The 14,184-nt window shown below is 62.6% G+C and carries 14 protein-coding genes; 13 read left to right on the top strand and 1 reads right to left on the bottom strand.

The genetic code is table 11. From position 1 onward, the window contains the following. The first annotated feature begins 10 nt into the window (after positions 1 to 10). From phnE to AC3WXD_RS26410, 13 genes are all read left to right on the top strand, one after another. Positions 11 to 1,042 (top strand): phosphonate ABC transporter, permease protein PhnE, encoded by a 1,032-nt coding sequence (phnE, locus tag AC3WXD_RS26470; protein WP_080747452.1) that lies wholly within the window; start codon positions 11 to 13, stop codon positions 1,040 to 1,042. A 26-nt stretch (positions 1,043 to 1,068) separates the two neighbouring features. Continuing rightward, positions 1,069 to 1,548 carry a phosphonate C-P lyase system protein PhnG gene (gene phnG, locus AC3WXD_RS26465; protein ID WP_003118414.1) on the top strand — a complete coding sequence of 160 codons (480 nt, stop codon included), beginning with the start codon at positions 1,069 to 1,071 and terminating at the stop codon, positions 1,546 to 1,548. Then, complete coding sequence (gene phnH / locus AC3WXD_RS26460; RefSeq protein ID WP_079263529.1) at positions 1,538 to 2,125, top strand: phosphonate C-P lyase system protein PhnH; 588 nt, start codon at positions 1,538 to 1,540, stop codon at positions 2,123 to 2,125. The genes phnG and phnH overlap by 11 nt, the downstream gene beginning before the upstream one ends. Next, positions 2,125 to 3,246 (top strand): carbon-phosphorus lyase complex subunit, encoded by a 1,122-nt coding sequence (locus AC3WXD_RS26455; protein WP_034396212.1) that lies wholly within the window; start codon positions 2,125 to 2,127, stop codon positions 3,244 to 3,246. Before phnH ends, AC3WXD_RS26455 begins: the two co-directional genes overlap by 1 nt. After that, positions 3,243 to 4,148 carry an alpha-D-ribose 1-methylphosphonate 5-phosphate C-P-lyase PhnJ gene (locus AC3WXD_RS26450; protein ID WP_003118411.1) on the top strand — a complete coding sequence of 302 codons (906 nt, stop codon included), beginning with the start codon at positions 3,243 to 3,245 and terminating at the stop codon, positions 4,146 to 4,148. Before AC3WXD_RS26455 ends, AC3WXD_RS26450 begins: the two co-directional genes overlap by 4 nt. After that, positions 4,145 to 4,975, top strand: coding sequence for an ATP-binding cassette domain-containing protein (locus tag AC3WXD_RS26445; protein WP_034396209.1), 831 nt, complete (start codon positions 4,145 to 4,147; stop codon positions 4,973 to 4,975). The genes AC3WXD_RS26450 and AC3WXD_RS26445 overlap by 4 nt, the downstream gene beginning before the upstream one ends. A 13-nt stretch (positions 4,976 to 4,988) precedes the next feature. Continuing rightward, the gene (gene phnL, locus AC3WXD_RS26440) at positions 4,989 to 5,714 is read left to right on the top strand and encodes a phosphonate C-P lyase system protein PhnL (RefSeq protein ID WP_003118408.1); all 726 of its coding nucleotides are present in this window, start codon (positions 4,989 to 4,991) and stop codon (positions 5,712 to 5,714) included. Then, positions 5,711 to 6,865 carry an alpha-D-ribose 1-methylphosphonate 5-triphosphate diphosphatase gene (locus AC3WXD_RS26435; protein WP_003118407.1) on the top strand — a complete coding sequence of 385 codons (1,155 nt, stop codon included), beginning with the start codon at positions 5,711 to 5,713 and terminating at the stop codon, positions 6,863 to 6,865. Before phnL ends, AC3WXD_RS26435 begins: the two co-directional genes overlap by 4 nt. A 13-nt stretch (positions 6,866 to 6,878) precedes the next feature. After that, positions 6,879 to 7,448, top strand: a complete 570-nt coding sequence (phnN, locus tag AC3WXD_RS26430; protein ID WP_003118406.1) for a phosphonate metabolism protein/1,5-bisphosphokinase (PRPP-forming) PhnN — start codon at positions 6,879 to 6,881, stop codon at positions 7,446 to 7,448. After that, on the top strand, positions 7,439 to 8,206 hold the full coding sequence (gene phnP / locus AC3WXD_RS26425; RefSeq protein WP_003118405.1) for a phosphonate metabolism protein PhnP: 768 nt from the start codon (positions 7,439 to 7,441) through the stop codon (positions 8,204 to 8,206). The genes phnN and phnP overlap by 10 nt, the downstream gene beginning before the upstream one ends. Further along, the gene (locus tag AC3WXD_RS26420; RefSeq protein WP_023121731.1) at positions 8,203 to 9,051 is read left to right on the top strand and encodes a DMT family transporter; all 849 of its coding nucleotides are present in this window, start codon (positions 8,203 to 8,205) and stop codon (positions 9,049 to 9,051) included. The genes phnP and AC3WXD_RS26420 overlap by 4 nt, the downstream gene beginning before the upstream one ends. 79 nt (positions 9,052 to 9,130) lie before the next feature. Further along, on the top strand, positions 9,131 to 10,465 hold the full coding sequence (locus AC3WXD_RS26415) for a site-specific integrase (protein WP_003118403.1): 1,335 nt from the start codon (positions 9,131 to 9,133) through the stop codon (positions 10,463 to 10,465). A 56-nt stretch (positions 10,466 to 10,521) separates the two neighbouring features. Beyond that, on the top strand, positions 10,522 to 13,509 hold the full coding sequence (locus AC3WXD_RS26410) for a Tn3 family transposase (RefSeq protein ID WP_492324976.1): 2,988 nt from the start codon (positions 10,522 to 10,524) through the stop codon (positions 13,507 to 13,509). An 8-nt stretch (positions 13,510 to 13,517) separates the two neighbouring features. Here AC3WXD_RS26410 and AC3WXD_RS26405 read toward each other — a convergent pair whose 3' ends face one another. Further along, on the bottom strand, positions 13,518 to 13,850 hold the full coding sequence (locus AC3WXD_RS26405) for a DNA-binding protein (RefSeq protein ID WP_492324975.1): 333 nt from the start codon (positions 13,848 to 13,850) through the stop codon (positions 13,518 to 13,520). Between the last annotated feature and the right edge of the window lie 334 nt (positions 13,851 to 14,184).

Raw genomic sequence — 14,184 nt, 5'->3', positions numbered from 1 at the left:
GGGCGAAGCGATGACCACATCCACACGCCCCATACCCGTGCCGCCCCAGGGCACCGCACTGCACTGGCACCTGAGCGCGCCCTACAACGCCAAACATCTGCTGGTGCTGATCGCCGTCATGGTGCTGTTGTTCGTGACCGGACAACGCACCGAAATGGACCGCATGGTGGCCATGACGGCACAGGCCGTGGCCAAGACCGTGGGCCTGGCTGACGATTCACAAGTCGCGCGCGGCTTGTCGCGCGTCGGTCAAGCCATGTGGCCACCCGCCATCGCAGAAACCGAAGAGGTGGGCCGGATTCAGGACCTGGATCGCCAGAAGCTGCCCCTGTTCTCGCACATCGAGACCCAGGAGCGCGTCGAGCAGAAGATGAATCTGGACACGCTGAAGATGGAAGCCACGACGGAAACCGTCGAAGTGCTGGTCAAGCCGGTCGGCTATGTCTGGACGGTTTTCATCAAGATGATCGAGACCCTGGAGATTGCGCTGTGGGGCACGATCCTGTCGGTGCTGGTGTCGATTCCCCTGGCGTATTTCGCGGCCCGCAACTACAGCCCCAACCGTTTTACCTACACCGCTGCCCGCGGCACCATCAGTCTGCTGCGTTCAGCGCCGGAACTCATCGTCGCTTTGTTCCTGGTGCTGGCCTACGGCTTTGGCCCCATCGCTGGCGTGCTGGCGCTGGGCCTGCATGCGGCCGGCTTCCTGGGCAAGTTCTACGCCGAGGACATCGAGAACGCCGACAAGAAGCCGCAAGAGGCGCTGGAGGCCATCGGCGCGGGCAAGCTCAAGACGCTGTGGTACGGCGTCATCCCCCAGGTCTTGCCGCAATACATCGCCTACACCGCCTACATCCTGGACCGCAACCTGCGCATGGCCACCGTCATCGGTCTGGTGGGCGCGGGCGGCATCGGCCAGGAACTCAAGGGCCGTTTTGACATGTTCCAGTACGGCCATGTCATGACCATCCTGATCGCGATCTTCGTCTTTGTGTTCGTGCTGGACCAGTTGCAGGCGCGCATCCGCGCCAAGCTGATCTGAGGCGACCGCTGACAACAAGGAACAACATGACAAACACTTCTGAAGCACCGGATCGTGCGCAGTGGCTGCGGCTGTGGTCGGCCTTGCCGGCCGCAGCGGTCAAGGCCCTGGCGGCCGATCTGGCGGGCCAGCACCGGGTCGAAGACCTGGCGTTGCCGCAATCCGGTCTGGGCCTGCTGCCGCTGACCGACAGCGCCCTGGGCGATACCTATTTCATCGGTGAGATTCCCTTGGCACAAGCGCATGTGCGGGTCACGACCACCCAAGGGCAGTCGATCGAAGGCGCGGCCATTCTGGTGGACGACCGTGCCGGTGTGGCCCGTTCCATGGCCATCCTGGACGCGGTGCTGGCGGCCCGCATGCCAGGTTGTGAAGCGGCCCTGCGGTTGCTCACCCAGGGTGCGACCGCCGTGGCGGAACAAGGCCGCCAGCGCCGCGCCTTACTCGCGGCCACGCGGGTGGACTTTGCCCTGCTGGGAACGAACGAGGAGGACGATGATGAATGAGACTGGGATGGCGGCGGCACCGGCAGAAGCCGCGTGGCGCATCTGGCAAGCGCCGCGCCAGCAAACGGCGTTTCGCCAGTTGATGACCGCGTTTTCCTATCCGGGCCGCGTGGTGCCACTGGCCGATGGCGCTGAATCGGCGCTCCTGCTGGTGTTGACCACCCTGGTGGACAGCGCCTGTGCGCTGGCCGATCCGCTGCACGCGCTATCAAGCGACGATCTGCGCCGACTGGGCGTGCGCTCGGCCAGTGTGGAGGCGGCCGAGTTCGTGCTGGCCGATGGCAACCGTTTGCTGGAGGCCACGCCGCGCCTGGGATCGCTGGAAAACCCCGAACAAGGCGCGACCGTGGTGATGCGCGTCTCCCGTTTCGGTGAGGGTCCCCATCTGCGGCTCACCGGGCCGGGTATTCAACACGAGCAGGTGCTGCAGGTCAGCGGCATCGATCCGGGCTGGTGGAAGCAACGGTCCGAATGGAATGCCCACTTCCCGCTGGGCGTGGACCTGATTCTGGTGAGCGGGCACGAGGTCGCGGTATTGCCCCGAACCACCCACATCAACCTCAAAGGAGCCCACTGATGGGATACGTTGCCATCAAGGGCGGTGGCCGGGCCATCGCCGGTGCCGAAGCCGCCGTCGAAGCCCTGCGCTGCGCCGAAGGGCCAGCGGGTACGCCGCTCACGCTGTCGGCCATCGAACAGCAGTTGCGGTTGCTGACATCGCGCGTCGTGTCGGAAGGGGGCCTCTACCACCCACGCCTGGCCGCTCTGGCCATCAAACAGATGCAGGGCGACACACTGGAAGCGGCGTTCGCTCTGCGCGCCTACCGCTCCACCAAGCCACGCCTGATGGATGTGCCGGTGCAGGACACGAGCCGCATGCGCCTAATCCGCCGGATTTCGAGCGCTTTCAAGGACATCCCCGGCGGACAGATGCTGGGCCCGACCACCGACTACGCGCTGCGCCTGATGCGTCTGGATTTGGCCAACGAGTCGCCCGAGGACTTTCGCGCGGTCTCGCGGCGGTTTCTGGACGGCGTGGCCGACACCGACCTGCCCGACAGCTTCCCCAAGGTGGTCGATGCCTTGCGTGACGAAGGCTTGCTGCCGCCGCTGACCCGGCGCGCCCATGCGGCGTTCGACATCACCCGCGACCCGCTGGTTTTCCCAGTGCCGCGTTCGGCGGCCCTGGCCACCATGGCACGCGCCGAAACCGGCTCGCTCTTGGCGATTGCGTATTCCAACATGCGTGGCTATGGCGACGTGCACCCCACCATCGCCGAGCTGCGCGTGGGCTATGTGCCGGTGATGCTGCCGCACCCGGTGACAGGCGAGCCCATCGAAGCCGGTGAGGTACTGATGACCGAATGCGAAGTGGTGGCCATGTTTGAGGGTGATGCTACCGACGGCCCACCCACTTTCACCCTAGGCTATGGCGCCTGTTTCGGTCACAACGAAGTCAAGGCCATCGCCATGGCCATCCTCGACCGCGCCCTGCAAAAGGGTATGCGCGACGGTCCCAGCAACCCGTCGGAAGACCCGGAATTCGTGCTGCTGCACGTCGATGGCGTGGATTCGATGGGCTTTGCCAGTCACTACAAGATGCCGCACTACGTGACCTTCCAGTCCGACATGGACCGGCTGCGCACCACGCAGGACAAGGCAACCGCACAACCGACCCAAGAAGGAGCGCCATCATGAACCCGGGCTACGAACTGCCCCTGGACGAGGCGGGCTACAGCTTCGGCTTCCTGGACGAATACGCCAAGCGCGAGGTGCGCCGCACCATCCTCAAGGCGATCAGCATCCCCGGTTACCAGACGCCCTATGCCTCACGCGAAATGCCTATGGGGCGCGGCTTTGGCACCGGCGGTCTGCAGGTTACGCTGTCGCTGATTGGCGAGGGCGACACCCTGAAGGTGATCGACCAGGGCGCGGACGACTCCGTCAACGCGGTGAACCTGCGTCACTTTGTGGAACTGACCTGCCCGGGCGTGGACACCACAGAACACACGCTTGATGCCACTCTGATCCAGTCGCGCCACCGCATTCCGGAAACGCCGCTGACCGAAGCGCAGGTGTTGATCCTGCAAGTGCCGTATCCGGACCCACTGGTGGTGGTGGAACCCTCCGAGGCTCGACGCAAGGTCATGCACGGCGAAGGCGACTATTCGCGGCTGCTGACCAAGCTGTACGAGGACATCGTGCAGTTTGACGAGATCACCATCTCGCACCGCTACCCCACGCGCATCAACGGCCACTATGTGATCGACCCCAGCCCGATCCCGCGCTACGACGTGCCGCAGTTGCACCAGAGCCCGGCGCTGATCCTGCTGGGTGCGGGGCGCGAGAAAAAAATCTATGCGGTGCCGCCGTACACCCGCGCCGACCCGCTGGCGTTCGACGACGTGCCATTCCGCACCGAAGACTTCACCAACGAACACGGCCAGCGCCGCGCCTGCGAACGGTGCGGCGCCACCGACAGCTTCCTCGACGAGCTCATTGCCGACGATGGCGGCAAGCACTGGCATTGCTCGGACTCGGATTTTTGCAATAGCCGTATGGCCCGCCAGGCTGAACAAGCTCAGGAGACCACGGTATGAAAAAAATTCTGGAAGTACGCGGACTGACCAAGATCCACGGCCGGGGTTGCGAACTCTGCCTGGAGAGCACTGGCCCCGACATGGACACCAACATCTGCCCACACTGTGGCTCGGTGGTGGCCTGCCACAACATCAGCCTGGACCTGCACGAGGGCGAGATCCTCGGCATCATGGGCGAGTCCGGCAGCGGCAAGTCCACCGTGGTCAAGACGCTGTTCTTCGACGATGCGCCCACCGCTGGTGAAGCCCTGTTTTTTGACGGCGAGCGCCAGTGGGACATGTTCGCGCTCAACGCCGCGCAGCAGCGCTGGCTGCGCAACCACCGCTTTGGCATGGTGTACCAGAACCCGCATCTGGGACTCAATTTCAACGTCTCGGCCGGCGGAAACATTGCCGAGCGCCTGCTGATGAGCGACCTGGCCCACTACGGCGAAATCCGCGAACGGGCGCGCAGCTTGTTGGCGCGCACTGAGGTGTTGGCAGAACGCATGGACGAGTCGCCCAAGAAGTTCTCGGGCGGCATGCAGCAGCGCGTGCAGATCGCCAAGGCACTGGCCACCCAGCCGCCGCTGCTCTACCTCGACGAGGTCACCACCGGCCTGGACCTTTCGGTGCAGGCGCGCATCCTGGACCTGATTCTGGAAATCCAGCAGGAGCTGGGCACCGCCATGATCGTGGTCACCCACGATCTGGGTGTCATCCGCCTGCTGACCGGACGCACGATCGTCATGAAATACGGCCGCGTCATCGAGTCCGGGCTGACCGACCAGATCCTCGAAGACCCCCAGCACGCCTACACCCAGCGCCTGGTCGCGTCGGCTCTCTGAGGAAACCTGAATCATGCAAGAAGCCATCCTCAAAATCGAAGGTCTCTCCAAACAGTTCCAGCTGCACGACCAGAACAAACTGATCCCGTCGTGTGCACAGGTTCAACTGGAGGTGTTTGCCGGCGAGCTGACCGCGCTGATCGGCCCGACCGGCGCCGGCAAATCGTCGGTGCTCAAGGCCATTTACCGCACCTACCTGCCCAGCAGTGGGCGCATCCTTTACCGGGACGCCAACGGTGCCATCACCGATCTGGCCCAGGCCAGCGAACACCGCATGCTGGAGCTGCGCAAGCAGGACCTGGGTTTCGTCACCCAATTTCTGCACTGTCTACCGCGCAAGTCGGCGGTCGAGGTAGTGGCCGAGCCGCTGGTGCAGCGGGGCAGCCCGCGCGAAGCTGCTGCCGAGCGCGCGCGCGAACTGCTGGCCCTGCTCAACGTGCCGGAACGCTTGTGGGCGGTACCACCCGCCACCTTCTCGGGCGGCGAGAAACAGCGCGTCAACCTGGCACGCGGGCTGATCGCCCGGCCTCGGCTGCTGTTGCTTGACGAACCCACGGCCAGCCTAGACCCGTCCACCACCGACCGCGTGGTGGAGCTGTTGAAGTCCATCAAGGCCGAAGGCGTGGCCATGCTGGCCATCTTCCACGACCCCGAACTTGTCCGACGCCTGGCCGATCGCGTCGTAACCCTCACGCCCCCGGTGTCTGCGGCGGCATTGCTGGAGACCTGTGCCTCATGAATCCCATTTTGCTGACCCATGCCCGCGTGGTGTTCCCCACCGAAGTCCGTGACAACGTGGCCATCCTGATCGAAGGCGACACCATCACAGCCATCGACCCGGCCAGCAGCGCAGGTGCCACCGAGATCGACCTGCGCGGTCGCACCCTGATGCCAGGTCTGATCGACCTGCACTGCGACGCAATGGAGAAAGAGGTGGAGCCGCGGCCCGGCGTGCACTTCCCGCTGGAGTTCGCCTGTGCCCAGGCCGACAAGCGCAATGCGGCGGCCGGCATCACGACGGTGTTTCATGCCCTGTCCTTTGCCAACCACGAGCTGGGCGTGCGCAACAACGCCTTCGCCGCCGAGATCGCCCGTTCGATTGGCGACTGGCAGGCCCATGCCCTGATCGACAACCGGGTGCATGTGCGTTACGAGGTGACGGACGAAACGGCGCCGCCGGTGCTGTCGGCGCTGCTGCAGGACGGTCATGCGCACCTCATGTCTTTCATGGATCACAGCCCCGGTCAGGGTCAGTTCCGCGATGTCGAGGCGTACCGCGCCTACCTGGCCAAGACCTACAAGACCGATGAGGCGCAGATCGACGACATCCTGGCGCGCAAAGCCGGGGCCGCACAGGGCGCCATGCGGCGCATGGAGCAGCTTGCGGAACTGGCCCGTGCGTGCGGCGTGTCCATTGCCAGCCACGACGACGACAGCCCGCAGAAAGTGGCGACCGTCAAGGCCCTGGGCGCTGTGGTGTCGGAGTTTCCGGTGAACCTGGAGACGGCACAGGCCGCCCGTGCACAAGGCCTGGCCACCTTGTTTGGCGCTCCCAACATCCTGCGCGGCAAGTCCCAGTCGGGCAACATGCGTGCCCTCGATGCCGTGCTGGCCGGTGTCGCCGACTGCCTGTGCGGTGACTACTCGCCAGCGGCGCTGTTGCCGTCGGTCATGCGCTTGCCCGATCTGGCCGGCATCCCCCTGGCCGAGGCTGTGGCCCTCGTCACGTGCAACCCAGCTCGTGCTGCAGGTTTGCACGACCGGGGCGAGATCGCCGTGGGCAAGCGCGCAGACCTGATTGCGGTCAAAACCATGGGCGGACTGCCACAGGCCGAGCGGGTCTGGTCGGGCGGTAAAGCTTCGCTGGTCGCGCATTTTGACCACGCCTGAGAGGGACTGGCACATGCGAACTCGCCTCATCTACGTGGTCGGCGCCTCGGGCAGCGGCAAGGACACGCTCATGGGCCATGCCCGCCAGAAGCTGGCGGGTGATCCCAGGGTGTGTTTTGCCCATCGCTACATCACCCGACCCGCAACGGCAGGCGGCGAAAACCATGTGGCCTTGACCACGGAGGAATTCACCGCTCGCCAGAACGGCAAGCTCTTTGCCATGCACTGGTCCAGCCACGGCCTGCATTACGGAATCGGCATCGAGATCAACCAGTGGCTGGGCAAAGGCATCACGGTGGTGATCAACGGCTCGCGGGAATACCTGGACGAGGCCCGCCAACGTTACCCGGAGCTGCTGCCGGTGACGATTGACGTGGCCACCACCGTGCTGCGTGATCGGCTGCTGGCCCGTGGCCGCGAGGATGCCGAATCCATTGAGCAGCGCCTGCACCGCCATGAAACGTTGCGCCTGCAGCCCGTGCCCGGTGTGCTCATCCAGAACAACGGACCCGTCGAGGTGGCCGGCGAAGCGCTGATCCGGTTGATCGCAGAACACACCCAAGGAGCGCCAGTATGCGTGTGAGTTTTCTGGGCACGGGCGCTGCGGGCGGGGTTCCGCTCTACGGTTGCACCTGCCGGGCCTGTGAACGCGCAAGGACCGAGCCACACTTCGTCCGCCGCCCTTGCAGCGCCCTGATTGAATCCGGAGGTACCCGGGTGCTACTGGATGCCGGGCTGATGGACCTTCACGAACGGTTTGCGCCGGGTAGCCTGGACGCGATTGTTCTCACGCACTACCACCCCGACCACGTGCAGGGACTCTTTCATCTGCGCTGGGGTAAGGGGACGCCCATCACAGTCTATGGCCCACCAGACAGCGAAGGCTGCGCCGATTTGTTCAAGCACCCTGGTGTACTGGCCTTCGAGACGGTGCACAAGTTCGAGGCCTTCACCGTCGGGGCGCTGCGCCTGACGCCCCTGCCGCTGCTTCACTCCAAACCCACGCTGGGCTATGCCATCGAGGGCACCCAGGGCCAACGCTTCGCCTACCTCACAGACACCCTGGGTTTGCCGCCGAAGTCGGCCAAGTTCCTGCGCGCCTGGGGCGACTTTGACATGGCCATCGACTGTTCCTATCCGCCGCACCCGACCCCGAAAAACCACAACGATTGGGACGAAGCACATCGGTGTGCCATCGAATCTGGTGCCCGCATCACCTGGCTCACCCATGCCGGTCATGCGCTGGACGACTGGATGATGGAAGAGACGCCGAGCGTCGCAAGTCATATCCGGCTGGCCCGGGACGGCAGCACGGCCGACATACCGTCCCAAACGCAATGAACGCGCCGCTGGCACTGGCCCTGTCGGTGGCCATGCACGTCACCTGGAACCTGATGGCACGGCATTTGCCCAGGGAATCGAACCCGCTGTGGTGGGTGTTGCTCGCCCATCTGGTGCTGTTTGCGCCCTGGGGGTTCTGGGAGCTGGCGACAACCGTCGTTTGGTCACTGGAGATGACGCTGCTACTGATCGTATCGGCCACTGCGAATGTGGTTTATTTCTCCGGTCTGGCCAGGGCCTACGAGCACGCACCGGTCGCACTGGTCTATCCTCTGGTGCGCAGTTCACCTCTTTTCATTGCGATCTGGGGCACGCTGTTCTTCGGTCAAAATCTCCCGCCCATTGCCTGGCTGGGCATTGGCATCAGCGTGCTGGGCTTGCTCGTCATGGCATCGAGTGCTCAACAGGGGTCGGATCGACGAGCATTCCGATGGGCCATGCTGGCCATGTTGGCGACAAGCGTTTATTCCCTGAGTGACAAGGCGGCCACCGAACACATCCCAAGCTTCATGGGGCTCGTGGGTTTTCTGTCCGTCGGCTACCTGGCATCCTGGATCAGCATGACCTTGCGCATGCATCGGCACACCCGCAGTTGGGTGCCGGCACAGCGCATTGATCTCGCGTCGCTGGCTCTTGGCGGAACCTGTATCGGTCTCGCCTACGCCTTGGTTATCCACGCCATGCGCCAGTTGCCTGCGGCGGAGGTCGTGTCGTACACCAACGCCGGTATCGTGCTCGCTGCAGTTCTCTCCATTTTTTTGTTCAATGACAAAGTCGGATGGCAAAAGAGAATCATGGGGGTCGTGATCATCACGAGTGGTTTGGGGGTGCTTGCCATGAGGTGAGCGACACAATACCAACCATCGCACACCAGCATTCCAACCCGGCTCGCGACCTGCCGGTGAAGTAAAAGCGACTTCCGATATGTCCCAAATTTCCCGATACGTCGAGGCCGCCGAGCGTGACAACACGCGTCGAAGCTATGCCGCAGCCATTCGCCATTTCGAGGTGGAGTGGAAAGGCTTGCTGCCAACGACCGCTGATGCAACCTCCCGTTACCTGGCTGACCACGCGGCCACGCTGGCGATCAGCACCCTCCGTCAGCGGCTCGCCGCGCTCTCGCGCTGGCACATCGACCATGGTTTTGCAGACCCGACCAAGGCACCCTTGGTGCGCCAGGTTCTCAAAGGCATTCGCTCCATTCACTCGGTTGCAGAAAAGCGGGCACGCCCCCTTGAAATCGATGTCGTCCAGCAGATCGATCAATGGCTGGGGGTGGCCATCGGCAACGCAGAACGCAGCGATGACCGATTGGCGCTGCTTCGCCACACCCGCAACCGCAGTTTGCTGCTGCTGGGTTTCTGGCGGGGATTTCGATCGGACGAGTTGGTCAACCTGCGGGTGGAGAACGTGGAAGTCTCGCCTGGCGAAGGGCTGTCGTGCTACCTGAGCCGCAGCAAGGGCGATCGGCAGATGCTGGGCCGCGTATACAAATGTCCGGCGCTGTCCCGCCTGTGTCCTGTGACGGCTTTCACGGCATGGGTCAGTCTGGTCGGCCTGACCCAAGGCCCGGTGTTTCGCAAGATCGACCGCTGGGGGCGAATCGGTCAAGAAGGGCTGCATGCCAACAGCCTGATCCCATTGTTGCGCAGCCTTTTGGCTGAGGCCGGGGTCGCCGCTTCCGAGGCATACAGCAGCCACTCCCTGCGTCGCGGATTTGCCGGTTGGGCTCGCGCCAGCGGTTGGGACATCAAGGAACTCATGGAGTACGTGGGCTGGAAGGATGTCAAATCGGCCATGCGTTATCTGGATGCCTCCGGCAGCGCACTTCAGGCCCGGTTTGAGGCGGGTCTCGCAACACTGGCCCCAGCAGATCGAGCGGATCGGTCACCACCGCCTTCGATGCACGCGCCGGCCGAGCAAACCAAGGAACAGGCCCAGAGGCCCCGTCTGCCTGAGCTCGCAACACCATCGGCAATCCTGCGCGTCACAGTGTTGCTGGCCCGGTTCAGCCCACAATCGCGCGGGCTGACGAGAGGCCGGCGGCTGATCGAGCAGACCTGCTTCGAGCGCTACGCCATGCAGCGCTTGAATACCGAGGGCACACAGTACGAACTGACAGTGCCCTACGAATCCAGGGATTCACTGGAAGAGGCGATTGCCGCTTTGCTCGATGACATGTACCGCATCGCCGAGGACAACCAGTGCCTGCTGGAGGCTGCGTTTCACGAGCCGGCCACCGACTCGTATTGGGACTGAAGGGCTGGGATGATGACGGCGGATGGCACGACGCACCAGCGGGGGAGGCCTCACGAATGACTACGCTTCATGAGACGGCCTATCCCCATCTGAAGCCCGACCCCACTGAGAGGGAGCTGGCAGAACTCTTCACACCCACCGAGGCGGAACGGGCGCTGGTGGCGGGAGTCGGCAAACGGCCTTTACCTCGCGTGGCCGCCCTCATTCACCTGAAGGTTTTCCAGCGCCTGGGGTATTTTCTGACACTGTCCGATGTGCCGCAGGTGATCAGGGAACACGTTGCACAGCACGCGGGTGTTCCGCGGGCGCCAGCGCTGGCGGACCTCAAGCGCTTTGAGGCCTCGGGCTCGCGCATGGTGGTCTTCACAGCATTGCGTCGCTATCTGAACGTCAAACCACTCAACCCGGCGGGGTACGCCTGGCTGGGCGTTGTGGCGGACACCGCGGCCGAGACGAAACACGCCGTGGCCGACATCATCAACGTGATGCTGGAGGAGTTGGTCCACCATCGCTGCGAATTGCCCGCCTTCTCGACGCTGGATCGGATGGCGTTTCGTGCCCGGGAAAAGAGCAACAACCAGCATTTCTCCGCCATCGCTGGGCAACTGACGTCACAGACGAAGACATTGATCGATGGCTTGCTCAAGACGGCCACGGGCGAGTCGGCGTCACCCTGGCAAATGCTCAAGCGCGAGCCCAAGCGGCCCACCAACAAAGAAACACGGACCTACATCCAGCACATCCGGCGTCTGCAGCACCTGGTGGAGCAACTTCCCAAGCCCGACGTGCCCGTGCCCAAGCTCAAGCAGTTCCGGCTGCTGGCGCGCGCGCTCAATGCCACTGAGATGGCTGAACTCAAGCCACAAAAGCGCTATGCGCTGGTGGTGATCTTCATTCGGGCGCAGCATGCCCAATCGCTGGACGACGCTGCCGACCTGTTCATCCGTCTCATGCAGAACCTGGAGAACAATGCCCGGCAGAAACTGTTGTCCTTCCAGCAGGAGCGCGTCCACAAGACCGACATGCTGGTCGGGCAGCTCAAGGACATCCTGGGTGCCTACCAGTTGGTTGGGACCGACACCCAACGCGTCGAAGCCATCAGCACGACCCTGGTGGCCGAAGTGGACGAGCTGCTGAACGAATGCGAACAGCATCTGGCCTATGCCGGGCGCAACCACCTGCCGTTCCTGCTGCAGCCGTACAAGATGGTGCGAGCGCAGCTGCTCAACTGCATCGACATCGCGTCGCCCAAGGCCAGCAGCGAGGACCTGGTGGTGGAGCGGCTGATGGAAGCCCTCTCCAAACTGCGCGACAACCGTGCCGACACCGTACCGCTGGACATGCTGGGCCTGAGTGAAGACACGGATTTGCGCTGGATGTCGGCCCAGTGGAGAAAGCTTGTGCTGGTCAAACCGGCAGGCAAGGGCCGCGCGGAGTCCGTCCGCCGCCGGTATTTTGAGCTGGCCGTCATGCACGCCGTCAAGGACGATCTGAAGTCCGGAGACCTCTTCATCAAGTTCGGGGAGCGCTACGACGACTACCGCGAGCAGTTGGTCGATGACGAAACCTTTGAACGCGAGCTGGGCGACTATGGGCAGGTCACGGGCATCGAGACGGAGCCCGGCGCCTTCGTGTCGAAGCTGAAATCGTCCATGGCGCTGCGAGCCATGGAAATCGATGCCGGATTTCCAGAAAACGCCCATGCTGAAATCGGCGATGGACGCCTGATCCTCAGAAAACCGCCTCGCTCAGACATTGTCGAGGCCGCCGCGCGCATCGACGGCATGATCACCGAGCGGATGGAGGCGGCCAGCATTGTGGACGTGATGATCGACACCGAGCGGTGGCTGGACCTTCACAAGCTGTTTCGTCCGCTGGCGGGGACCGACAGTCGCCTTGAGGACTTGCGCATGCGCGTGATCACGACCTTGTTCTGCTATGGCTGCAACCTGGGACCCGTTCAGACCGCCAAATCGATCAAAGGTCTGAGTCGGCGTCAGATTTCCTGGCTGAACCTGAAATACGTCAGCGAAGACCTTCTGGACAAGGCCATCGTCAAGGTGATTAACGCCTACAACAAGTTCGAACTGCCCGGTTACTGGGGCACCGGCAAACACGCATCGGCCGATGGCACCAAGTGGAACCTGTACGAGCAGAACCTACTGTCCGAGCACCACATCCGCTATGGCGGCTACGGCGGCATCGGCTACTACCATGTCTCCGACAAGTTCATCGCACTGTTCAGTCACTTCATTTCTTGTGGCACCTATGAGGGGATCCACATCCTGGATGGGCTGATGAGCAACGAGTCCGACATTCGGCCCGACACGATCCACGGTGACACGCAGGCACAGAGCTACCCGGTTTTTGCGCTGGCTCACTTGCTTGGCATCCAGCTCATGCCGCGCATCCGAGGCATCCAGGACCTGAAATTCCATCGCCCGCAGGCGGGCACCGTGTACCAGAACATCAATACGCTGTTCAGCGACGTGATCGACTGGCAGTTGATTGAACTGCATCTGCCGGCGATGCTGCGGGTGGCTGTGTCTATCAAGACGGGAAAGATCACGCCATCGGCCATCCTGCGCCGACTTGGCACTTACAGCCGCAAGAACAAGCTGTACTTCGCCTTCGTCGAACTCGGCAAAGTGATCCGGACCATGTTTCTGCTGAGCTACATCGGGGACGTCGGACTGCGCAAGGTGATCCACGCCGAAACCAACAAGAGCGAACAATTCAACGGCTTTGCCGGCTGGTCGTTTTTCGGGGGAGAGGGGATCATTGCCGAAAACATCCGGCACGAGCAGCGCAAGGTCATCAAGTACAACCACCTCGTGGCCAACATGATCATCCTGCACAACGTGGTGGGCATGACACGTGTACTGCGAGAGCTTCGCGACGAAGGCACCGAGATCACGCCGGAGATATTGGGCGGCCTTGCGCCGTTCCGCACGGCCCATATCAACCGATTTGGAGACTACACACTCGACTTCCGCCGGAAGATCGGTCCGCTGGATTTCGAAGTCACCATTATTCCAATATAATCATAAGGTTAGGTTCGTTTCTGCGGTTTTTTACATGAATCCCTGCCGACCCTCTTCATGGCCTGAGCCAGGTTCGCTTCTGCCTCGCTCGCAGCTTCTTCCGCGGCTTTCGATAGCTCTGTACCCAAAGCCTGCAGCAACCTGGTATTCGGTTCGTTGATTTTTCGGGGTGCCGGCTTGTGCTGACCGCTCCAAAGCGTCCAGTGCCGATGGATGGTGTTCATGCTGCCGGTGTTGCCCAGCCGCTCTCGCACCGCACTCAAGGTTGGCTTCTGCCCTTCAGCGACGAGAGCATCTGCGGCCACCGCCACACTCTCATAGGAAACACCCGTTCTGGCCATGTTGGCTCCAATCGTATCGTATGATAATACTACGATACGGTAACCCTAACCGCAAGACTTCCGAGCGGTTAAACACATCTCCCACCGGGAAAGAGAAGAGAACTGTGCCTTGCGTCTTTCGAATATCCATAGATATGAACACATCACATATCAGTTGTAAATAAAACGATACATTAACGATATAGGGATCCGTACACTCTAGTCGGTCGGCGAAACAAAGGAGGGCACGGGTGAGACTATGGAGTGAGCCATGCGAGCTCATCGATCGACCAAATGCAACCAACAGATCGCCGCACTAGTGAGCCTTTCCGCTGTATTTTGACGCTCGTACGAG

This window comes from Cupriavidus sp. FW216-B1 (assembly GCF_058789195.1).
This window is presented reverse-complemented; position numbering and strand designations above follow the sequence as displayed.